This is a genomic window from Pseudomonas arcuscaelestis (genome assembly GCF_016881005.1).
GTDB classification, from domain to species: Bacteria; Pseudomonadota; Gammaproteobacteria; order Pseudomonadales; family Pseudomonadaceae; genus Aquipseudomonas; species Aquipseudomonas arcuscaelestis.
Genome location: NZ_JACOPV010000001.1, coordinates 171,964 through 193,008, shown reverse-complemented (window position 1 = coordinate 193,008; position 21,045 = coordinate 171,964). Strand labels below are relative to the sequence as shown.

Genomic DNA, 21,045 nt, shown 5'->3' with positions numbered 1-21,045 from the left:
GTTTACTCCGGCAGCAGGCTTTCGCCAGCGAACAACTCGGCGACAGTTTCCCGGCGACGCACTTCAAACGCCTGGTCACCATCGACCAGGATCTCGGCACAGCGACCACGGGTGTTGTAGTTCGAGCTCATGACAAAACCATAGGCGCCCGCGGACTGCACTGCCAGCAAATCACCTTCGGCCAGATTCAGCGTGCGCTCTTTGGCCAGGAAGTCACCGGTTTCGCAGATCGGCCCGACCACATCGTAGTTACGACCTTCGCCGGCACGCGGCTGCACGGCAGTAACGTCCATCCAGGCCTGGTAGAGGGCCGGGCGGATCAGGTCGTTCATGGCCGCATCGACAATGGCGAAGTCTTTGTGCTCTGTGTGCTTGAGGTATTCGACGCGGGTCAGCAGCACGCCGGCGTTGGCCACAATGTAGCGGCCAGGCTCGAATACCAGTGCCAGGTCACGGTCACCAACGCGCTCGCGAATGGCCTTGATGTAGTCGCCAGCCAGTGGCGGCTCTTCATCACGGTAACGCACGCCGAGGCCGCCACCCAGGTCCAGGTGACGCAGGAGGATGCCGCAGTCACCGAGGCGATCGATCAGCGCCAGCAGGCGGTCGAGGGCATCGAGGAAAGGCTCCAGGGTGGTCAGTTGTGAACCGATGTGGCAATCGACACCGACCACTTCCAGGTTGGGCAGTTGGGCGGCGCGGATGTAAACCTCTTCAGCATCGGCGATGGCGATACCGAACTTGTTTTCTTTCAGACCCGTGGAGATGTACGGGTGGGTGCCGGCGTCGACGTCCGGGTTGACTCGCAGCGAAACCGGGGCACGCAGGCCCATCTCGGCGGCAACCACTTGCAGGCGTTCCAGCTCGTCGGTGGACTCGACGTTGAAGCAGTGAACACCGACTTCCAGGGCTCGACGCATGTCTTCGCGGGTTTTGCCGACACCCGAGAACACCACACGATCGGCGCTTCCGCCAGCGGCCAGGACACGCTCTAGCTCACCGCCGGATACGATGTCGAAACCTGCGCCCAGGCGGGCCAGCAGATTCAGCACGCCGAGATTGGAGTTGGCTTTGACCGCAAAGCAGACCAGGTGCGAAACACCCTGCAGGGCGTCGGCATAGCTACGGTACTGGGCCTCGATATGAGCGCGCGAGTAGACGTAGGTAGGCGTGCCGAAACGTTCGGCGATGGCCGACAGGGCCACGCCTTCCGCGAACAGTTCACCGTCGCGGTAGTTGAAAGCGTCCATGGGTTACCCTTACTGATGCTTGTGCGATTGCGACTTTTGACCGTCTTTACTGTCGTCTGGCAGGTACAGCGGACCCTTCTGGCCGCAGGCGGAAACAAGGCAGGCAATCGCGACGAGCGCCGCGAGGGAGGAGATCAGGCGCTTCATGGCGTAATCCTTTGAAATATGCAGTATTGCGCCCGAGTATACCGAGCACCTGCCGCCTTGCCTATGCAGGCAGCCCGCCGTCGGGCGGGGGCTGATGCGTCAGGCACAGGGCGTAATCCTTTGCATTCGGCGCGCGGCGCTCGTATCTTCCCCGGCTTGCGTGTGTGCAGACATTTTTGAGGTTCTTGCAATGAGTTTGACCGAAGCGCGTTTTCACGACCTGGTCGATGCGACCCAACAGGCCCTGGAAGACCTGTTCGACGAGACCGACCTGGATCTGGACATGGAGAACTCGGCTGGCGTCCTGACCATCAAGTTCGACAATGGCAGTCAGTTGATCTTCAGTCGCCAGGAGCCACTGCGTCAGCTGTGGCTGGCAGACAAGTCCGGCGGTTTCCATTTCGACTACGACGAGCAGAACGGCAAATGGACCTGCGAAAAAACCGAAGAGTTGCTGGGCGAGATGCTTGAGCGCATCGTCTGGGAGCGGGTGGGCGAGAAGCTCGACTTCGACGAGATCTGAGATGAGCAGCGCGTCAAAGCCGGTCAAGCCGCTCTACAGCAATGTCAGCCCGGCGGTGCCATCGCCTTGCATCAGCACTTGTCGGCTGAATGAGGACAAGGTCTGCATTGGCTGTTTCCGACATGTCGAGGACATTCGCCAGTGGCGTTCTGCCGATGACCAGCGCCGTCGGCAAATCTGCCAGGAGGCACTGAGCCGTCGGCAACAGGCAGGATCGGCGTAATCCCTTCAGGTATTGTGTATTTACTTGGCTGTGGTAGTGTCGAACTTGCTTCGGCAGTGCCGAATTCCTGCAAACCCCGCCCTTGGGCGGGGTTTTGCTTTATATCGCTCAAAAAAAGGAGCCTGACTGGATCATGAGCACCAAGCCTTCCATTATCGTCACCCGATTGGACGTACAGCGTCTCGAGCGTCTGATCGACAGCCTCGATGAGAAGATGCAGGATACGCCGGGTGTGCTCGCCTTGCAGGACGAGCTGGACCGCGCCGAACAGGTCGGTCACGAGGAAGTTCCGGCCGGTGTCGTGACCATGAACTCCCGAGTTCATTGCCGCGAAGAAGCCAGTGGCAAGGACTACCACCTGACCCTGGTCTACCCCAAGGACGCCAACGCCGATGAAGGCAAGATCTCCATCCTGGCCCCCATTGGCAGCGCGCTGCTGGGCTTGTCGGTAGGTGAGCAGATCGATTGGCCGGCCCCTGGCGGCAAGACCCTGAAGTTGAAGCTGCTGGAAGTTGAATACCAGCCCGAAGCTGCTGGCAACTTCGATCTCTGAGCCTTACACCTGCGTCAGGGCTTCGTTGAGCGCCTGTTCCAGTTCGCCTTTGTAGCGCAGGTAGAGAATGCTCGATCCCAGGCCTTCGGCAAGCATGCCAGACAGGTCCAGGTCGGTAATGTAACAACGGTAGCGCTCGGTCTCGCGGCGCTGCTCGATGATCTCGCGGGCGACCATGGCATACAGCTGGTCGCCATGCTCGAGTTCGGAAAACTCCCGCTGATTGCAATACAAAGTGACCTGTACGTCGTCGCTGGCGCCTGCCTGCACAATGGCCTGCACTTCGTAATAAGGCATGGCGATGGCTTTGCGCTGCACTTGCTTGGAATCCACCTGGCGGACCTTGCCAGTGCCTGAAGGCAACAATTGGTAATAAAGAATATCCAGCGAGCCTTGAGCGTGAAGATTGTCTAGCGGCAGTCGCGCTTCGCGGCGAAAAACCATGGATTGAATAAAGCGCTGCAGCGGTAGCAACAGGCTGTTTTCGTCATGGTAAGGCAGGCGCTGTTGCCAGAGTGCGTTGTGCTCATCGAGTACATAGACAGTGGCCCAGGCATCCTGCAGCCGATAGAACACCTGAATGCATTGCGGTTGCCCCATTGGCAGAACCTGGGCCAGATCCAGCTCTTGCAGGGCGTTGGCATCCAGATGCAGCGGGCTGTATTCGCTGCGTTCTTTGCCCAGATAGTGCGAAACAGCGCTGTGACCCTCAAGCGTTACCAGGCTCACTGCACCGGCCTGCAGCTCCAAAACGTGAGTGTGCTGTTGAACCTGCAGCAGATAACGGAAGTTGAGGTTCTGCGCCAGCAGCGCCTGGGCATTGAGAAAAACTTCTTCGACCCGCAGGGCTATGGCCTGGGCTCGGTTATGACAGAAGCAGTGCACCCGCAACCGTGGTTGGTGGCTGGAATCACCCGAACCATTGAGGTAGTCGCGCAAGCACCGCAGCAAGGCATGTTCGCCATCGTAGCGGTGCACCTGAACCTCGTTCCAGCTATTGAGTGTTACCTGGTCCAGGGTCAGGACCAGGTTTTCACGTACGCCGGCGTAGCTCAAGGAGTCGGTACGTTCGGTGGTCATCAGGATGTTCAGGTCACGATGGTGGCGTAACGGGTCGATGCCGACGTTGATCAACAAGAGAATCTCGTCGGCCACGCTCGACTGCAGCAGGCGCTGTTCGCTAGCCATCGGCAAGGGCAGGGGAATGCTTTGTTGCAGGCTGCCCAGCAGGTTGAACAGCTCATATTCACTCAGGTCGCTGCTGCCTGGATGTAAGGCCAGGCGTGTGCTGCTGTCGATTACCCCATTGCGATGGGCCCAGGCCAGCAACTCGAGCAATTCTCGGCAGCGCTTGAGTGGCGCGAAATGCTCCCATTCGTGCACACCCAGGTTACCGTTGTATAAGCCCCAGTGAACCTCTCCGGGTTCCTTGCGGTTGGGCGACTGCACCAGCGTGAGGGTATCTTCGGCCAGGTCCGGGGCAATACCTGGGTTGATGACCTCGACTTTGCCTGCGCGGCGTTCAAACGCTGCGTACAGGCGCCGGCCGAGGATGTTCAGGTCACGGTGGTCGATTCGACTTGCCGCGTTGTGGCTACGGGCAAACTGGCAAAGGAAGCGGTAGCTGTAAGTGAGTTCGGCGACCAGGTCCCGGCGTTCGACTGCCACTTGGCGTACCTTCCATTGACTGCGGGCGTCGAGCAGTGCCAGTTGGCGCTCGTCCCAGCCCCATTCCTCGCTGAGTCGCTCAAGCAGCGAGCGCTGCCAGTTACCGCGTTGGCGCGACTGGCCACTAAGCTTCTTGTTCACTTTCAGGTAAAGGCTGCGACGCACCAGCTCAAGTCGCTGGTGCTCGCCGCGGGCCTGCAGGTACTGTTCGATGCGCCGGTAGACCATGACGTATGGATCGAGCTCATCGAGATCGAGCTGATTGGCGAACACCGCCTGTTTAAATTGCAGGCTCAGGCAGTTTACGTGCGGGTGTTCGCTGGCATACACCTCGGTCAGAAGCAGCTTCAGCACCGATTTGTAGGGCGACTCGATGCCCTTGAAAAGCTGCCAGAGTCCCGCGCCGACATACTCTCCCGGCGGAATATGTGCCAGGTGGCCGAGGTCCAGGTGCTCTTCGGCGCGCACGAAGCGCTTGGAAAGAAGTATGTCGATGTAATGGCCGTAACGTGACTCTTCGTAGACCGGTACCAGCCACCACAAGGGGGTGCATCCGGCAAGCCAGATCGCGGTGCGGTAGAACTCGTCGAGCAGCAGATAGTGCTGGGTGGTTCCGCAGTCGTCGGAGCTGAGTTGGCTGTCGCGTGCGCCGTTCACGAAGCTTTGCGGTTCGATCAGAAACAGGTGGGCCTCGGCGCCTTGGCTGGCGGCCCAGCTTTCCAGCAGTTGGCATTTTTTGCGCAGTTCGGCCAGTTCGCTTTCGTCGAGATCGGCTGCGTGGCAGACCCAAACGTCCATATCGCTTTGTTCTGCCTGGGCCAGCGTGCCCAGGCTGCCCATCAGGAAAAGCCCGTGGATGGGCTTGGGTGGGTTTCCATGGCGGGCCTTGTAGGAGAATGAACGCGTCAGGCGCAGGGCTTCGGCCAGTATGTTGGCGTCGGGCTCGAAAGTGGCGATGCCTGCCGGTGTGGTTCCAGACACATAGCCTGGTAGCAGCGGGTGATTGACGTGCAGAAACAATGGCAACAGCCTCAGCACTTGCTGCTGACGGCTCGATAGTCCTTCCAGGGCTCGTTCGAGCCGCCCCTGATTGAGCGTCAGGAAGCGTTGGCGCAGTTGGCTGAGGACCTTGCGGTCAATGCCCTGATCGAGGTCGGGGCGAATTTCGTAGGGGTGGTTCATTGCGCGCTAAAACCGGCCGTCTGGGGAAGCTCGGGCGAGTTTAAGCGGTAATTGTTTTTTGGCGCCATCTTATTAGCGCTGAATGCATCGCGGAGCAGGCTTGCTCCGCGATGATCATTGTTCTCAGGCCGGTTGGGCGACTTTCAGGATGGTCAACAGTTGCTGTGCGTGCTCGGCCGCATCATGTCCCAGACTGGTCAGATAACCGCCGTCATGCTGGTCGGTCAAACCTTTGTCGTACAGGCGCTGGGCGGCAGCGATGAGCTCTTGAGAGGCAGTGTTGTGAACCTTGATACCTTCCTGGCTGCTATCCAGGTTGAACAGGGCAAGGACTTCCAGCTCGGCAATCAGATCGGGGGTAAACGACATAGTAACTCCGACTTCCAGACAAGGAGGGTAGCACCGTCAGCGGTGCCTGGTTTTGCAGTGTAGTCAGGTAACTCCTGCTTTGCTTCAGTCCTTTTCAGGTGGCAGCTCAGGCAGGGCGCGCAAGGCAGTTTCATACCACTGGGTGTCAAAGGCGCGGTCATCTTCAAGCATGGCGTCAATCTCGTAGGCCAGCACGTGGGCCATGAGGTTAAGGATGTCTTCGCGCTCGTAACCTACCAGGGCCAGTTTGTTGAACGTGGCTTTGGCGGCAGGTGGATCATCGCTTTCGATCTGGTTTTCGATCGCTTCGATCAGGGTCGATTCGGCGAACTCTTCTTCGTCGCTGTCGATGTCTGTGGGGTCGCTCATGGGCGATTCTCCTCTGAGGGGATGCTCAGTTTGCCACGAGCAAAGCGCCAATGCCTCGCTATCTACAAACTCCATGATGCTGGTCAGTGCCGCGTGCCGAGGCTATAACATCTGCGCCAACCCCTTTACGGCCTGGAGGCTGTTGTCATGCTCAAGCTTCACGGATTTGCGGTCAGCAACTACTACAACATGGTCAAGCTGGCGCTGCTGGAAAAAGAAATTCCTTTTGAAGAGGTTCTGTTTTTCGGCGGCCAGAGCCCGCAGGCACTGAAAGTCAGCCCGCGGGGCAAGGTGCCGGTGCTGGAGACCGAACATGGTTTTCTCAGTGAAACCAATCTGATTCTGGAATACATCGAACAAACGCATCCTGATAATAAGCCATTGCTGCCAGCAGATGCCTTCGCCCAGGCCAAAGTGCGCGAGCTGGCCAAGGAAATCGAGCTTTATATCGAATTGCCGGCCCGTGCGTGTTATCCCGAGGCTTTTTTTGGTGCCAAGGTCGATCCGGTGATCAAGGACAAAGCGAAAACCGAGTTGTTGGCCGGGGTGGAAACGCTGAAGCGCAATGGCACGTTCTCGCCATACGTTGCCGGCAACCAGATGACCATTGCCGACATGAAGTTCTGCTTCAGCCTTGATCTGGCCAGTGCAGTGGGCAAGAAGGTTTTTGAACTGGATCTGCTGGAGGATTTTCCACAAGCCCAGACGCTGCTCAACCATTTCAAGCAGAATCCCAACGTGCAGAAAATCGAAGCAGACAAGGATGCGCAGATGCCCGCTTTCCTTGACATGGTGCGTAGCGGCAAGCGCTAGCGCCTATATCACACCAGGCTCGCGGCATGGCGCCGACGAGCCTGTGCGCCTGACTCAGCGGCTGGACAGCAGGGCCTGGCCACGGGCAACGGCTGCGCGGACCTGGGCCGGTGCAGTACCGCCGATGTGGTTGCGGGCGTTGACCGAACCTTCGAGGGTGAGCACGGCGAAGACGTCCTGTTCGATCTGGTCGCTGAACTGGCGCAGTTCTTCCAGGCTCATCTCAGCCAGGTCCTTGCCGCTATCGACACCGTATTTAACGGCGTGGCCGACGATTTCGTGGCAGTCACGGAATGGCAGGCCACGGCGTACAAGGTAGTCGGCAAGGTCGGTAGCGGTAGAGAAGCCACGCAGTGCAGCTTCGCGCATGATCGCGTGGCGCGGTTTGATCGCCGGGATCATGTCGGCAAAGGCACGCAGCGAGTCGCGCAGGGTGTCGGCGGCGTCAAACAGCGGCTCTTTGTCTTCCTGATTGTCCTTGTTGTAGGCCAGCGGCTGGCCCTTCATCAGGGTCAGCAGGCCGGTGAGAGCACCGAATACGCGACCGGTCTTGCCACGCACCAGCTCTGGAACGTCGGGGTTCTTCTTCTGCGGCATGATCGAGCTGCCGGTGCAGAATCGATCAGGTAGGTCGATGAACTGGAACTGGGCGCTGGTCCACAGTACGAGTTCTTCAGAGAAACGCGACAGGTGCATCATTGCGACACTGGCGGCTGCACAGAATTCGATAGCGAAGTCACGATCGGAGACGCCGTCCAGCGAGTTGCCGCCCACGGCCTCGAAGCCCAGGAGCTTGCAGGTCAGCTCGCGGTCGATCGGGTAGGTTGTACCTGCCAGTGCGGCGCTGCCCAGAGGCATGCGGTTGGTACGCTTGCGGCAGTCGACCAGGCGCTCGTAGTCGCGGCTGAGCATTTCGAACCAGGCCAGTAGGTGATGGCCGAAGGTAACCGGTTGGGCGGTCTGCAGATGGGTGAAGCCGGGCATGATGGTGTCGGCTTCGCGTTCGGCCTGTTCCAGCAGGCCTTTCTGTAAACGAGTGATTTCAGCCAGAATCAGGTCGATCTCGTCACGCAGCCACAGACGGATGTCGGTAGCGACCTGGTCATTGCGGCTACGGCCGGTATGCAGCTTTTTACCGGTGATGCCGATGCGATCGGTCAGGCGCGCCTCGATGTTCATGTGAACGTCTTCAAGGTCGACACGCCAGTCGAAATTGCCGGCCTCGATTTCACCCTGGATGGTCTTGAGGCCATCGATAATGGTATCGCGCTCGGCATCGGTGAGCACGCCGACCTTTGCCAGCATGGTGGCGTGGGCGATCGAACCCATGATGTCGTGGCGGTACAGGCGCTGGTCAAAGTTGACGGAGGCGGTGAAACGGGCGACGAAGGCGTCGACGGGCTCACTGAAGCGGCCGCCCCAGGACTGATTGGTCTTGTCGGTGCTCATGGATTCACTCGTTGAAGGCGTGAACGGAAAAGTGGCGTCGATGATAACAGGGTTAAGGCTCGTACCGCAGGGCGGCGGTCGGTGTGTATGCGTGATTATGTCGCGCTGAAGGCAGATGACAGCCGTTGCACAACAGGATATTTACCGATTGAACGGCAGCGTTCCGGCAACCGTCTACAGTTGGACAGAGGATCGGCATGTTTCCTGCCGAACCAGTGAATCTTTAGCCATCGTGCGAGTCTGAGCGTGGATCGCCGTGACGGTCGTCACCTCACCTGTCTACGCTACCCTTGTGCGAGACTCACGCAGGAATCCAGCGCTATATGAATGTCCTGATCGTTGATGACGAACCCCAAGCCCGGGAACGGCTGAGCCGACTGCTTGGCGAACTCGGGGGTTACACCGTACTGGAGCCCAGCGCCACCAATGGCGAAGAGGCTCTGGCGTTGATAGACAGCCTTAAGCCAGAGGTGGTCTTGCTCGATATCCGCATGCCGGGGCTCGATGGCCTGCAGGTAGCTGCCCGCCTGTGTGAGCGAGAGGCCCCGCCTGCCGTTGTGTTCTGTACGGGTGATGACGAATTCACCGTCCAGTCATTTACGGAAAGCACCCTGGGTTATGTGCTCAAGCCGGTGGCTGCCGATGCGCTGCGCGAAGCCTTGAGGAAGGCCGAGCGACCCAGCCGAGTGCAACTGGCCGCGCTCACCCGGCCAGCGGCCGAAAGCGGTAGCGGACCACGCAGCCACATCAGCGCCCGAACCCGCAAAGGTATTGAGTTGATCCCGCTGGATCAGGTGATCTACTTCATCGCCGACCACAAATATGTAACGTTGCGTCATGAAGGCGGAGAAGTCTTGCTGGACGAGCCCCTCAAGGCGCTGGAAGACGAGTTCGGCGACCGATTCGTACGGATTCACCGAAATGCCCTGGTCGCCCGCAACCGAATAGAACGTCTGCAGCGCACGCCGTTGGGGCACTTTCAGTTGTTTCTCAAGGGTCTCAACGGCGACGCACTGATCGTTAGCCGCAGGCATGTGGCCGGTGTACGCAAGATGATGCAGCAGCTCTAGGCTGCGACTGGAGAATATCTCTACCAGGGACGGTTCAATTCTCCTGTGACATAGATCTGCAAGCGGGTCGGAATGAGCTGTTATCATCCGGTACATCTATCTTGTACGGATCGATCCATGTCCACTCGTGAAATCCGCATTGCCACGCGCAAAAGTGCCCTAGCCCTGTGGCAGGCCGAATACGTCAAAGCACGCCTTGAGCAAGCCCATCCCGGGTTGCTGGTTACTCTGGTGCCGATGGTCAGCCGGGGTGACAAACTGCTCGACTCGCCGCTTTCCAAGATCGGTGGCAAGGGCTTGTTCGTCAAGGAACTGGAAACCGCGCTACTGGAAAATCAGGCCGACATCGCAGTGCACTCGATGAAAGATGTGCCCATGGACTTCCCTGAAGGCCTGGGGCTGTATTGCATCTGCGAGCGTGAAGACCCGCGCGACGCCTTTGTTTCCAATACCTTCAAAGGCCTCGATGAGTTGCCAGCTGCAAGCGTGGTAGGCACCTCCAGCCTGCGCCGGCAGGCTCAGTTGCTGGCGCGCCGCCCTGATCTGCAGATCCGCTTTCTGCGCGGTAACGTCAACACCCGCCTGGCCAAGCTCGATGCTGGTGAGTACGACGCGATCATCCTCGCTGCAGCCGGTCTTATCCGCCTTGGTTTTGAAGACCGCATAACCTCCGGCATCAGCGTCGACGACAGCTTGCCTGCCGGTGGCCAAGGTGCCGTGGGTATCGAATGCCGCAGCGTCGACAGCGAAATTCATGCGTTGTTGGCCCCTTTGCATCACCAGGACACCGCGGACCGAGTCGTGGCCGAGCGGGCGCTGAACAAGCACCTCAATGGTGGATGCCAGGTCCCGATTGCCTGTTATGCCGTACTCGAGGGCGACCAACTGTGGCTGCGTGGCCTGGTTGGCGAGCCCAGCGGTGGCAAGCTGCTGACCGCCGAGGCCCGTGCGCCGCGCAGCGATGCGCAAACGCTGGGCGTTCAAGTTGCCGAGGATTTGCTCAAGCAAGGCGCCGAAGACATCCTCAAGGCTGTCTATGGCGAGGCCGGCCACCCGTGAGTGGTTGGCGCCTGCTGCTGACACGTCCGGAGCAGGAGTGCATTGCGCTATCCCGGGCGCTAACCGAGCAAGGCATTGCCAGCAGCAGTCTGCCATTGCTGGAAATCGAGCCGCTGAGCCTGGATGAAGCGCAGGGCCAACTGCTGCGTGAGTTTGACCAGTACGCTGCGGTCATTGTGGTCAGCAAGCCCGCTGCGCGTCTGGGGCTGGCGGAGCTGGCTCACCACTGGCGGCAGTTGCCTCGGCAAGCCTGGTTTACCGTGGGTGCCGCCTCAGCGCAGATCCTCCAGGCCCATGGCTGCCAGGTCAGCTATCCAGCGCAGGGGGACGACAGCGAAGCCCTGCTGCACATGCCTGAACTGCACCAGGCGATTGCCGGACCGGCGCCACGTGTGTTGATCATGCGTGGCCAGGGCGGTCGCGAACTGCTCGCCGAGCGTCTCGCCGAGCAAGGTGCTAGTGTCGATTATCTGGAACTCTACCGTCGCTACCTGCCGGCTTATCCGCAAGGCGCGCTGTCTGAGCGAATTCGCGCGGAACGCCTGAACGGCCTGGTGGTCAGCAGTGGGCAGGGGTTTGAACACCTGCTGCAACTGGCCGGGGTCAATTGGTCGCAGTTGGCCCGCTTGCCGCTTTTTGTACCTAGCCCGCGTGTAGCCGGGCAGGCCCGGCAAGCCGGGGCACAGAATGTAGTGGACTGCCGCGGTGCCAGTGCCGCGGCGTTGTTGGCAGCGCTGCAGCAAATGCCTGCACCTGCCCTCTGAAGCGCTAAGCTGATTGGCGACGAGCCCAATGCAAAGGATGGATACGTGAGCGAAACTGTCTTGCCCAACGATGACATGCAAACGACGCCTGATGCGTCTGAACCTTCCGCTGCCACCCCAGGCAAACGTTCGGGTAACGGCCTGGCGATCCTGGCTCTGCTGCTCGGTGCAGCGGGTGTCGCCGTCGGTGGTTGGGGGGTATGGCAGGTGCGCCAGCTCCAGGGCGCTGAACAAGGCCAGGGCCAATACCTGCAAGCCCTGGGCGAAAAGACCCAGGCCCTGCAATTGCGTGAACAGCAAATATCTGCTCAGTTGGCGGGCTTGCCTGCAGCTACCGAGCTGGAAGATCGCCGCCGCCTTGTAGCCCAATTACAGGGTGACCAGCAGCGTCTGAGTCAGCGCCTTGAAACCGTGCTCGGGGCCAGCCGCAAGGACTGGCGCCTGGCAGAAGCCGAGCACTTGTTGCGTCTGGCCAGCCTGCGCCTTTCTGCATTGCAGGATATCGTCAGCGCGCGTGCACTGGTCCAGGGTGCCGATGACATTCTGCGAGAGCAGAGTGACCCTGGCGCATTCGCCGCGCGTGAGCAGTTGGCCAAGAGCCTGGCAACCTTGAACAGCGTCCAGCAACCGGACCGTACCGGCTTGTTCCTCAAACTTGCTGCCCAGCGTGAACTGGTGCAGCAGCTCAGCGCCGTGTCGCCAGAGTTCAGCAGCGACGCCGATGCCCTTGGGGCATTGACCGCCGATGGCGACGGCGCCAGCCGCTGGTCGCAGTGGTGGGCCGAGTTGTCCAAGTATTTCCAGATCGATTTCAATGCTGACGAGAATGTACAGCCGTTGCTTTCCGGGCAGTCGCTCAACCAACTGCGCCTGGCGCTGAGCTTGACGATCGAACAAGCCCAATGGGCAGCATTGAATGGTGAAGCGAAGGTTTACACCCAGGCGCTGGATGATGCACGTAGCGTTCTGCTGGCCAACTTCAATGCGGACAACCCCCAGAGCAAGGCAATGCTAGACAGCCTCAATGCGTTGGCTGAAGAGCCCGTGTCAGTGGTCGTTCCGGATCTGGCCGACAGTCTGAGTGCTGTTCAGGCCTACCTTGAGCGTCGGCACCTGCCGGTCGAGGAGGCCAAGCCATGAAGCGCGTCTACCTGTTGGCGGTAGTGGCCATTGCGGTCGCTGCTGCGCTCGGGATCGCGATCGCCAAGCACAGTGGTTATGTGCTGATTTCCTACGGCGGCTTTCGCTATCAATCGGGGCTTTGGGCGGCGCTGGCGGCGTTGCTCGGCATCATCCTGACGGTACTGCTGGTGCGCTATCTGGTGGGCCTTGTGTTGACCTCAAGTGGCGTGGTCAATCCCTGGTCACGGCGCAACCGCAGTCGCCGTACCCAGCTGGCCATTGAGCAGGGGCAGTTGGACCTTGCTGAAGGTCGCTGGGCCAGTGCCCAGCGCCACCTGCAACGTGCCGCCGAAAGCGAGCGTCAGCCGCTGCTGTACTACCTTGGTGCTGCGCGGGCTGCAAATGAACTGGGGCGTATCGAAGACCGCGACAACCTGCTTGAGCGTGCACTGGAGCGCCAACCGCAGGCGGAGCTGGCCATCGCCTTGAATCATGCCCAACTGCAGATGGATCAGGGGGATAGTGATTCCGCACTGGTCACGCTGCAAGCCATGCAGGAGCGTCATCCGCACAATGCGCAAGTGCTCAGGCTGCTGCAGCGGTTGTACCGAGAGCGTGGCGACTGGTCGGCGCTGATTCGGTTGATGCCGGACTTGCGCAAGGACAAAGTCTTGCCCGCTGCCGAACTGGCGGATCTTGAACGTCGCGCCTGGGGAGAAAATCTCAGCCTGGCCGCCAGCCGTGAAGGCGAAGAGCAAAGTGCTCGGCAGTCGCTGGAACGCGCCTGGCAGCAACTAACAGCCGCCCAACGTCAGGAGCCACAGCTGGTGCTCGCCTATGCCGAGCAACTGCGTCAGCTTGGTGCCGAGAGCGAGGCCGAAGAAGTTCTGCGCACCGCCATCAAGCGCCAATATGAAAGCCACCTGGCACGGCTCTACGGCTTGGTACGTGGCTCGGATGTCGCACGCCAGTTGCAAACCGCTGAAGGCTGGTTGAAGCAGCATGGCGATGATCCGGGCCTGTTACTCACTCTCGGACGGCTGAGCCTGCAGAATCGCTTGTGGGGCAAAGCCCGTGACTACCTGGAGAGCAGCCTACGCTTGCAGCGCAATCCTGAAGCGTGCGCAGAGTTGGCGCGACTTTTGGCCGGGTTGGGTGATACCGAGCGCAGCAATCAACTGTTCCAGGAGGGCCTGGGGCTGCTTGACGAACGTCTGCTGGCCTTGCCGCTGCCAGAATCCGTCCAGGCGTGAATTGAGCCTTGGGCATGCGCCAGCGCGCGTGCTCAAGGCTGCAGAGAAACTGCCTACACACTCTTACGCTCCCGTCTGACAGTGGTGGGTAAAACTTCAAGTCTTCTCTCGGAATATTCCCTTTGCACTCAGGGACTTGCCCTATTTGTCGTGCCTTGAAACAAGGTACCTCTTTCCTCTACCGTTAAAGCCTGTCCTTCTCGATCCCGGAACTCCCATGCCGTCGGCCCGCTCGCGTTCAATGTTCCTTCCGGCGTTGCTGGTATCGGCGCTAATGCTGGCTGTGGCGTTTTACCTGGAATGGGGCTTGGCGCTGCAGCCGTGTCCGTTGTGCTACAGCCAGCGCATTTGCCTTGGCGGCTTTGCATTGGTCTGCCTATGTGCGGTAGCACAGGCGCCAGGGTGGTCTGGTTCGCGGGTCTATGCGGCCTTAGGGCTGCTCTTTGCTACCGCTGGTGCGCTTTTGGCCGCCAGGCACGTTTGGTTGCAAGGCTCACCACTTTCCAATGTTGGTTGCCAGCCATCGATGGAGTATTTCGTCGCGAACATGCCCCTGGGTGAGATAGTCAAAGCCATGCTGCTTGGCAGCCCGGAATGCGTGCCTATCACTTGGAGTTTTCTCGACTTGACCGTTCCTGAGTGGAGCCTGCTGATTTTTGTACTGCTGGCCGCGCTACTGCTCTTTCGCCTGTTCGCCTACAGGCATGTGGTGATCCACGACCTGGCAAAAAACTGAGGCGCCCGAGCGCAGCTGCAAACGACCAGTGGCACCAGCAAGTGGTATTAAACACTTGTATGAACTTTGTCGTCTGCGTACCTTGAAGCCAGGGGCGCACGGGAATAATCTCCCTGCACGCATACCGAAAATACAGCTGCTCGATGCTGCCCTGCCAACGACCTATGCTCTGCACTTTTGCGAGCGGGGGCAGGGGCATTACCCAGAAGGGATGAGATCGCCATGCTAGATAGTTGTCAGAATGCTCAGGAACGCTGGGGTGGGGTCCATAAGCTCATTGACCGCTGGTTGGAAGAGCGCGCAGAGCTGGTGACAGCCTTCCGTGAGTTACGTGATGCGAAGCCGGCCTTTGCCGATAAGGACAAAAGTCGAGACTTCTGTGCAGTGTTGGTCGACTATGTTTCGGCCTGGCATTTTGAAGTCAGCGAGCAACTGGTCAGCGAAGCCAAGGCATTTGGCGACACACGCGGCCTTGAGCTTGCCCAGCAGATCAGTCCGCGCATCGACGCGACCACTGAAATCGCTTCGGCATTCAACGATCATTGCGACAAAGGCAACTGCAACGACCCCGAGCGTTTCGCGAAGAAACTCAGTGAGCTGGGCAGCTTGCTGCATGAACGCTTCGAACTGGAAGACTGCCTGATCGAAGTACTGCACAACGCGCATAGCGAAGAAGGCGCCGTTCAGGCCTGATTGGTGGGCCGACGCGTCAGTCGGCCACCTCGATCAGTTCAATCTCGAACACCAATGGCGTGTAGGGCGCAATCAAGTCGCCCGCGCCTTCGGGGCCATAAGCCTGCGCCGAAGGAATCACCAAGCGCCATTTCGAACCGGTTGTCATTTCGGGCAGTGCTACTTGCCATCCCTCGATCACACTGTCCAATTTGAACCATTGCGGCTGTTGGTTCTGATCGAAGATTGTGCCGTCGGGCAACTTGCCAACATAACGCACCTGGACTTTCCCGGTCGCGGTGGGTTTGATTCCACTACCTTTCACCAGTTCTGTTGCCAGAATGCCTGCGGCTAATTCGCGCACACCAGCACGCGCGCGCTCAGTGGCGAGGAAACGCTTTTCTGCCGACAGCATCTGTTCACTTTGTGCTTGTAGCGCTGCTTCATTGGCCTGGGTTTCATGTTCGCTGAGTATTACTGCAATACGTTCTTTGCTCAGGGCCAACGGCTTGTTTTGATAGGCTTGGCTTAGTCCTTCGAGCAACGCGTCCAACTGCAGGTCAGGAACTTCTGTACGCAAGCGCTCACCGAGGCTTGCGCCCAAGCTGTAGGCCAGGTCATGTTCCTTTGTCGGGGTGTTGGCAGGCGCTGCCATGAGCGTTGCCGGCATTAGAAAAAGAGCTAACACTAGATAGCGTGACACTGGCTCACTCCTGCTTCAGTGGAAATAAAGTATGCCAGCGTTCGCCTGCGACTTCCGTGTAAATATCAGCAACACTTTGTGAAGCATCTACACTTGATTCCAGCTGCAGTGATAACAACTTTGCCCAGGCATGCAACGCGGCGCCCTTAATACTGTCAACATGGCCTAGCGGCGGTAGCAGCAGAAGCATAGTATGAGCCGCACTCTCGTCAGCCAGGAGGTAAATCATGTCGGCCAATAAGAAGCCAGTAAATACTCCGTTGCACCTGCTCCAGCAACTCTCGGGCAGCCTGCTCGAACATTTGGAAACTGCCTGCTCGCAAGCGCTGGCTGATGCAGAAAAACTGCTCGCCAAGTTGGAAAAACAACGCGGCAAGGCTCAAGAAAAACTGCACAAGTCTCGTCTTAAATTGCAGGATGCTGCCAAGTCCGGAAAGTCCAAGGCTCAGGCCAAGGCCAAATCCGCAGCCGCTGAACTGGAAGAATTGCTCGACTCGCTCAAAGAGCGTCAGTCGCAGACTCGCACCTACATCCTGCAGCTCAAACGTGATGCTCAGGAAAGCCTGAAACTTGCCCAAGGCGTTGGCAAGGTCAAGGAGGCTGCTGGCAAAGCGCTGACTCAGCGCGCGGCCAAACCAGCGCCTGTTGCTGCCAAGCCAGTAGCCAAGGCTGCAAGCAAACCCGCTGCCAAACCTGCAGCAAAAGCACCTGCGCGTAACGCTGCTGCCAAGCCGGCAGCGGCCAAAGCGGCCACCAAGCCTGCGGCTAAAACCGCAGCTGCAAAACCTGTTGCCGCGAAAGCGCCGGCCAAACCTGCAGCAGCAAAAGCCACCGCCAAACCTGCGGCACGGACAGCAGCTGCAAAACCTGCGGCCAAGCCAGCAGCCAAGCCAGTAGCAGCCAAAGCTCCAGCCAGGGCTGCGGCCAAACCTGCAGCAGCGAAAGCGCCAGCCAAAGCTGCGGCCAAGCCGGCAGCGGCTAAAGCTCCAGTCAAGGCAGCGGCCAAACCCGTGGCAGCGAAAGCACCAGCCAAAGCTGCGGCCAAGCCAGTTGCGGCAAAAGCGCCAGCCAAGCCTGCGGCCAAACCTGCAGCAGCAAAAGCGCCAGCCAAACCCGCGGCCAAGCCTGCTGCGGCCAAAGCACCTGCCCGAGCTGCGGCCAAGCCTGCTGCAAAGGCACCTGCCAAGCCAGCAGCACAACCAGCTGTAGCCAAGCCTGCAGCGACGCCTGCGCCAGCAGCGTCCGTGTCTACGCCAGCAGCTGCGGCTCCGGCAGCCGCCGCGCCGACCACGCCGGCAGCGTCGGTGGCACCAACTCAGACTCCGTCTTCGGCGTCCTGAGTCGACAGCATCACGGCGCGCAATCTTTCCAGCGCGTCGTGATGCAAACCGGCGTCCCTTGGCGCCAGGTAGTGCAACCAGTCGGTCCCGACTCCGGTTGCTGCGCACCAGCTTTCACTGGCGATCTGCAGACGCTCCAGCAACACCCGCTCTGCTTCCAGCTCCAAACCTTTCACTTGTTCGCGCAAGCGCGCCAACTGCAAGTCCTCAATGGCTGCCTGTCGCCATTGCCGGCGCAAGCTGCGTAACGGCCCGGTCACTTCTTTCTGCCAGGTTTCGGCCACCTCACGCAGTGCCTGCATGCGTTGCTCGCTGGCTTGAGCGCCACATGAATTGAGCCATGCCGCACAAAGCAGCAGGCAGACATCGCCACCCTGGTCTTGCCATTGCAAGCACGCTGTTTCTACCCCTGGGCGGGCGTAGACTTTCAAGGCAAAATTCCATAGGTCGGTGTGCATGGTCCTACTCGCGCCAGTTGCCGACGAAGCTGGTAGACTCCGCGGCCATTATGATCAGACTATCGAACCTCACTTTACAGCGTGGTCCCCAGCGCCTGCTAGAAGGCGCTGAGTTGACCCTGCACGCCGGTCACAAGGCCGGCCTGATCGGTGCCAATGGCGCCGGCAAATCCAGCCTGTTCGCCTTATTGCGCGCAGAGCTGACGCCTGACTCGGGCGACTGTCAGCTGCCGGCCGACTGGCGTATCGCACACATGCGTCAGGAGGTCGATACGCTCGACCGCCTGGCAGTCGACTATGTGCTCGATGGCGACCTGCGCCTGCGCAAGGTCCAGGCCGATCTCGCCGCCGCCGAAGCCGCCCATGACGGGACGGCGCTGGCGCGCCTGCATATCGAGCTCGACAGTGCCGATGGCTACACCGCCGATGCGCGTGCGCGCAAGCTGCTGGCCGGCCTTGGGTTCACCAACGAGCAGATGGATCGCCGGGTCGGCGACTTTTCCGGCGGCTGGCGGATGCGTCTGAACCTGGCCCAGGCGTTGATGTGTCCTTCCGACTTGTTGCTGCTCGACGAGCCGACCAACCACTTGGATCTGGATGCGATCCTTTGGCTGGAAGACTGGCTCAAGAGCTATCCGGGCACTCTGTTGCTGATTTCCCACGACCGCGATTTTCTCGATGCGGTTGTCGATCATGTGGCCCACGTCGAACAGTGCAAGCTGACGCTTTACCGCGGTGGCTACACGGCATTCGAGCGCACCCGTGCCGAGCGCCTGGCCCAGCAGCAACAGGCCTACGAGAAGCAGCAGGCGCAACGTGCGCACATGGAAAAGTACATCGCCAGGTTCAAGGCCCAGGCTACCAAGGCACGTCAGGCGCAGAGCCGGATCAAGGCCCTGGAGCGCATGGAGGAGCTGTCGGCGGCGCATGTCGATTCACCGTTCGACTTCGTTTTCCGCGAGTCGGAAAAAATTTCCAGCCCCTTGCTCGATCTCTCCGAGGGTCGCCTGGGCTATGGCGACAAGACCATCCTCGAGAAGGTCAAGTTGCAGCTCACACCGGGTGCTCGCATTGGTTTGCTCGGCCCCAACGGCGCGGGTAAGTCGACCCTGATCAAAAACCTGGCGGGGGAACTTGAGCCGCTGAGCGGGCGCCTGGTCCGTGGTGAAAACCTGTCGGTCGGCTACTTCGCCCAGCACCAACTCGACTCGCTGGATAACAAAGCCAGCCCGTTGTTGCACCTGCAACGCCTGGCACCGACCGAGCGCGAGCAGACATTGCGTGATTTCCTCGGTGGCTTTGACTTTCGTGGCAACCGCATCGACGAGCCGGTGCTGAATTTCTCCGGTGGCGAAAAGGCTCGTCTGGCACTGGCATTGATCGCCTGGGAGCGGCCGAACCTGCTGCTGCTCGACGAACCGACCAACCACCTGGACCTGGAAATGCGCCTGGCGCTGACCATGGCCCTGCAGGAGTTCAGTGGCGCAGTGTTGGTGGTATCTCACGATCGCCACCTGCTCAAGAGCACCACCGATGACTTCTTGCTGGTAGCTGACGGCAAGGTTGAAACCTTCGATGGCGACCTTGACGACTACAGCCGTTGGCTGGTCGAGTACCGTCAGCGCAATGCACCTGTCAGTACTGCACCGGTAAACGCCGACAAGACTGACAAGAAAGCCCAGCGCCAGGCAGCTGCGGCACTCCGTCAGCAACTGGCGCCGCACAAGCGTGAAGCCGACAAGCTTGAGCGTGAACTGGGCAGCTTGCACGAACAGTTGGCGAAGGTTGATGCCAGCTTGGGTGACAGCGCGCTCTATGAAGCAGCCCGCAAGGATGAGCTGCGCGATCTGCTGGCCCAGCAGGCCAAGCTCAAAGTTCGCGAGGCAGAGCTGGAAGAAGCCTGGATGGCCGCGCTCGAGGAGCTGGAGACCATGCAGGCGGAGCTGGAGGCGTTGTCTTGATAACATCCTTGCAGTTGCCGGTACCGCCGGAATGGATCGCACCGTTCTGGATGGGGCTGCAGATTCTTCTGATCCTCTGCGCAGCCTTTGTGTTGCAGCGCCTGGTTGGGCGTTGCCTCAAGCGCCTTGGCGAGCGGTATCCGTTGCCACCGGAGCTGATGATGCCGGTGCGGGGCGGTTTGCGCTGGTTGATCATGGGCAGTGCGCTGGTCTTTGTGCTCGAGCGCCTGGGCGTTTCCGCCACGGTGCTATGGACGGCCTTGTCCGGCTTTGTCGCCGTGGCTGCTGTAGCATTCTTCGCCATGTGGAGCGTGCTGTCGAACCTGCTGTGTGCCGTGCTGATCTTCACCGTCGGGCCGTTTCGCATTGGCGACGTAGTGGAGTTGGTCGAGACCATCGACAAGCCCGGCGTTAAAGGTCGGGTGGTGGCCATCAACCTGCTGTTCACGACATTGATCGAGTTGCCCGAAGCTGGCGGGGCCATCGTTCAGGTGCCCAACAGCCAATTTTTCCAGAAGTCGGTACGGCGCTGGCGGGGTGCTGAATTCCTGCCGTTAGTGGGCGAAGACAAAACCTCCGGCAATTGATCGGCAAACCGAAAAAAATCGTGGTGATTTTTTCGCCAGCACACTAGCTTAGAGCTTTGTTACAAAGCTACGGGCGAGGTGTGCGATGTCGTTGGAAACGTGGTTGGCATTTTTTGCCGCTTGCTGGGTGATCAGTCTCTCGCCGGGCGCTGGGGCCATTGCCTCGATGTCGTGCGGGCTGCAGTACGGTTTCTGGCGTGGTTACTGGAACGCTCTGGGCCTGCAACTTGGCCTGGTACTGCAGATTGCGATCATTGCTGCCGGTGTCGGCGCTGTTCTGGCGGCTTCTGCTACCGCGTTCCAGGTAATTAAATGGTTCGGTGTTGGCTACCTGGTCTACCTTGCCGTCAAACAATGGCGTGCCTTGCCGGCTGACCTGAGCGATGAGTCTGCCGTGCGGCCAATCGGAAAACCGTTGAGCTTGGTGTTTCGCGGCTTTCTGGTCAACGTCAGCAACCCCAAGGCGCTGATTTTCATGCTGGCGGTGCTGCCGCAGTTCATCAATCCACATGCGCCATTACTGCCTCAGTATCTGATCATCACCGCGACCATGATCTCTGTCGATCTACTGGTCATGGCCGGGTACACCGGCCTGGCAGCGCGGGTCTTGCGCTTGCTGCGTACCCCCAAGCAACAGCGCCGGATGAACCGCACCTTTGCCGGGTTGTTCCTAGGCGCTGCCACGCTGCTGGCGACCATTCGCAGGGCGCCGGTTTGAGGCGCAGGCACGTATCATTGCGGTAAATGCTGCATGTGTAGCAATGGGCGACCTTC

The 21,045-nt window shown here is 59.7% G+C and carries 23 protein-coding genes and 1 pseudogene; 16 read left to right on the top strand and 8 right to left on the bottom strand.

Annotated elements, in window-relative coordinates; translation table 11 throughout:
• Nucleotides 1–2 precede the first annotated feature (2 nt).
• Together lysA and lptM are read right to left on the bottom strand one after the other, a co-directional pair.
• Entirely contained in the window at nucleotides 3–1,250 is a 1,248-nt protein-coding gene (gene lysA / locus H8F21_RS00850; RefSeq protein ID WP_203478990.1) for a diaminopimelate decarboxylase, read from the bottom strand.
• Between the two features lie 9 nt (nucleotides 1,251–1,259).
• On the bottom strand, nucleotides 1,260–1,397 hold the full coding sequence (lptM, locus tag H8F21_RS00845; RefSeq protein WP_128321863.1) for an LPS translocon maturation chaperone LptM: 138 nt from the start codon (nucleotides 1,395–1,397) through the stop codon (nucleotides 1,260–1,262).
• A 190-nt stretch (nucleotides 1,398–1,587) separates the two neighbouring features.
• Between lptM and cyaY the strand changes: the two genes are divergently transcribed.
• From cyaY to rnk, 3 genes are all read left to right on the top strand, one after another.
• Nucleotides 1,588–1,920, top strand: a complete 333-nt coding sequence (gene cyaY, locus H8F21_RS00840; RefSeq protein WP_100781851.1) for an iron donor protein CyaY — start codon at nucleotides 1,588–1,590, stop codon at nucleotides 1,918–1,920.
• Between the two features lies 1 nt (nucleotide 1,921).
• Nucleotides 1,922–2,143 carry a DUF1289 domain-containing protein gene (locus H8F21_RS00835; protein ID WP_203478991.1) on the top strand — a complete coding sequence of 74 codons (222 nt, stop codon included), beginning with the start codon at nucleotides 1,922–1,924 and terminating at the stop codon, nucleotides 2,141–2,143.
• Nucleotides 2,144–2,276: 133 nt separating this feature from the next.
• Entirely contained in the window at nucleotides 2,277–2,696 is a 420-nt protein-coding gene (rnk, locus tag H8F21_RS00830) for a nucleoside diphosphate kinase regulator (RefSeq protein ID WP_136478695.1), read from the top strand.
• A gap of 3 nt (nucleotides 2,697–2,699) precedes the next feature.
• Here rnk and H8F21_RS00825 read toward each other — a convergent pair whose 3' ends face one another.
• From H8F21_RS00825 to H8F21_RS00815, 3 genes are all read right to left on the bottom strand, one after another.
• Complete coding sequence (locus H8F21_RS00825) at nucleotides 2,700–5,546, bottom strand: class I adenylate cyclase (RefSeq protein ID WP_203478992.1); 2,847 nt, start codon at nucleotides 5,544–5,546, stop codon at nucleotides 2,700–2,702.
• 123 nt (nucleotides 5,547–5,669) lie between these two features.
• A complete protein-coding gene (locus H8F21_RS00820; protein WP_136478693.1) occupies nucleotides 5,670–5,915 on the bottom strand; it encodes a TIGR02647 family protein in 246 nt (81 codons plus the stop codon).
• An 84-nt stretch (nucleotides 5,916–5,999) separates the two neighbouring features.
• Nucleotides 6,000–6,284: a hypothetical protein gene (locus H8F21_RS00815; RefSeq protein WP_203478993.1), complete on the bottom strand. Its 285-nt coding sequence runs from the start codon at nucleotides 6,282–6,284 to the stop codon at nucleotides 6,000–6,002.
• 147 nt (nucleotides 6,285–6,431) lie between these two features.
• Here H8F21_RS00815 and H8F21_RS00810 point away from each other — a divergent pair, with 147 nt between their 5' ends.
• Nucleotides 6,432–7,097, top strand: coding sequence for a glutathione S-transferase family protein (locus H8F21_RS00810; protein ID WP_203478994.1), 666 nt, complete (start codon nucleotides 6,432–6,434; stop codon nucleotides 7,095–7,097).
• 54 nt (nucleotides 7,098–7,151) lie between these two features.
• Here the strand turns inward: H8F21_RS00810 and argH are convergent, their stop codons facing one another.
• A complete protein-coding gene (gene argH / locus H8F21_RS00805) occupies nucleotides 7,152–8,546 on the bottom strand; it encodes an argininosuccinate lyase (protein WP_203478995.1) in 1,395 nt (464 codons plus the stop codon).
• Between the two features lie 219 nt (nucleotides 8,547–8,765).
• Between argH and H8F21_RS00800 the strand changes: the two are divergent.
• From H8F21_RS00800 to rsd, 8 genes and pseudogenes are all read left to right on the top strand, one after another.
• Nucleotides 8,766–8,873 (top strand): annotated as a pseudogene (locus H8F21_RS00800) (sensor histidine kinase); the annotation flags it as partial.
• The gene (locus tag H8F21_RS00795; RefSeq protein ID WP_136478689.1) at nucleotides 8,870–9,616 is read left to right on the top strand and encodes a LytR/AlgR family response regulator transcription factor; all 747 of its coding nucleotides are present in this window, start codon (nucleotides 8,870–8,872) and stop codon (nucleotides 9,614–9,616) included. The pseudogene H8F21_RS00800 and the gene H8F21_RS00795, both read left to right, overlap by 4 nt.
• Before the next feature lie 117 nt (nucleotides 9,617–9,733).
• The gene (hemC, locus tag H8F21_RS00790; RefSeq protein WP_203478996.1) at nucleotides 9,734–10,675 is read left to right on the top strand and encodes a hydroxymethylbilane synthase; all 942 of its coding nucleotides are present in this window, start codon (nucleotides 9,734–9,736) and stop codon (nucleotides 10,673–10,675) included.
• Nucleotides 10,672–11,439 (top strand): uroporphyrinogen-III synthase, encoded by a 768-nt coding sequence (locus tag H8F21_RS29455; RefSeq protein WP_203478997.1) that lies wholly within the window; start codon nucleotides 10,672–10,674, stop codon nucleotides 11,437–11,439. The genes hemC and H8F21_RS29455 overlap by 4 nt, the downstream gene beginning before the upstream one ends.
• A 45-nt stretch (nucleotides 11,440–11,484) precedes the next feature.
• The gene (locus H8F21_RS29450) at nucleotides 11,485–12,579 is read left to right on the top strand and encodes a uroporphyrinogen-III C-methyltransferase (protein WP_203478998.1); all 1,095 of its coding nucleotides are present in this window, start codon (nucleotides 11,485–11,487) and stop codon (nucleotides 12,577–12,579) included.
• Entirely contained in the window at nucleotides 12,576–13,814 is a 1,239-nt protein-coding gene (locus H8F21_RS00780) for a heme biosynthesis protein HemY (RefSeq protein ID WP_203478999.1), read from the top strand. Before H8F21_RS29450 ends, H8F21_RS00780 begins: the two co-directional genes overlap by 4 nt.
• Before the next feature lie 217 nt (nucleotides 13,815–14,031).
• Nucleotides 14,032–14,550 carry a disulfide bond formation protein B gene (locus H8F21_RS00775; protein ID WP_203479000.1) on the top strand — a complete coding sequence of 173 codons (519 nt, stop codon included), beginning with the start codon at nucleotides 14,032–14,034 and terminating at the stop codon, nucleotides 14,548–14,550.
• Between the two features lie 222 nt (nucleotides 14,551–14,772).
• On the top strand, nucleotides 14,773–15,243 hold the full coding sequence (rsd, locus tag H8F21_RS00770; RefSeq protein WP_136478685.1) for a sigma D regulator: 471 nt from the start codon (nucleotides 14,773–14,775) through the stop codon (nucleotides 15,241–15,243).
• A 16-nt stretch (nucleotides 15,244–15,259) separates the two neighbouring features.
• On the opposite strand, the gene H8F21_RS00765 is transcribed toward rsd, so the two are convergent.
• Nucleotides 15,260–15,925 (bottom strand): FKBP-type peptidyl-prolyl cis-trans isomerase, encoded by a 666-nt coding sequence (locus H8F21_RS00765; RefSeq protein ID WP_413242981.1) that lies wholly within the window; start codon nucleotides 15,923–15,925, stop codon nucleotides 15,260–15,262.
• A gap of 227 nt (nucleotides 15,926–16,152) precedes the next feature.
• On the opposite strand from H8F21_RS00765, the gene H8F21_RS00760 reads away from it, so the two are divergent.
• Entirely contained in the window at nucleotides 16,153–17,265 is a 1,113-nt protein-coding gene (locus H8F21_RS00760; RefSeq protein WP_203479001.1) for an AlgP family protein, read from the top strand.
• Here the strand turns inward: H8F21_RS00760 and H8F21_RS00755 are convergent.
• Complete coding sequence (locus H8F21_RS00755; RefSeq protein WP_203479002.1) at nucleotides 17,241–17,723, bottom strand: TIGR02444 family protein; 483 nt, start codon at nucleotides 17,721–17,723, stop codon at nucleotides 17,241–17,243. The two genes, H8F21_RS00760 and H8F21_RS00755, sit on opposite strands and share 25 nt — an antisense overlap.
• Nucleotides 17,724–17,773: 50 nt before the next feature.
• Between H8F21_RS00755 and H8F21_RS00750 the strand changes: the two genes are divergently transcribed.
• The 3 genes from H8F21_RS00750 to H8F21_RS00740 all read left to right on the top strand — a co-directional run bounded on the left by H8F21_RS00750 (nucleotide 17,774) and on the right by H8F21_RS00740 (nucleotide 20,989).
• Entirely contained in the window at nucleotides 17,774–19,684 is a 1,911-nt protein-coding gene (locus H8F21_RS00750; protein WP_203479003.1) for an ATP-binding cassette domain-containing protein, read from the top strand.
• Nucleotides 19,685–19,734: 50 nt separating this feature from the next.
• On the top strand, nucleotides 19,735–20,271 hold the full coding sequence (locus H8F21_RS00745; protein WP_211201990.1) for a mechanosensitive ion channel domain-containing protein: 537 nt from the start codon (nucleotides 19,735–19,737) through the stop codon (nucleotides 20,269–20,271).
• Nucleotides 20,272–20,356: 85 nt separating this feature from the next.
• Nucleotides 20,357–20,989 (top strand): LysE family transporter, encoded by a 633-nt coding sequence (locus H8F21_RS00740; RefSeq protein ID WP_203479004.1) that lies wholly within the window; start codon nucleotides 20,357–20,359, stop codon nucleotides 20,987–20,989.
• Nucleotides 20,990–21,045: the final 56 nt, after the last annotated feature.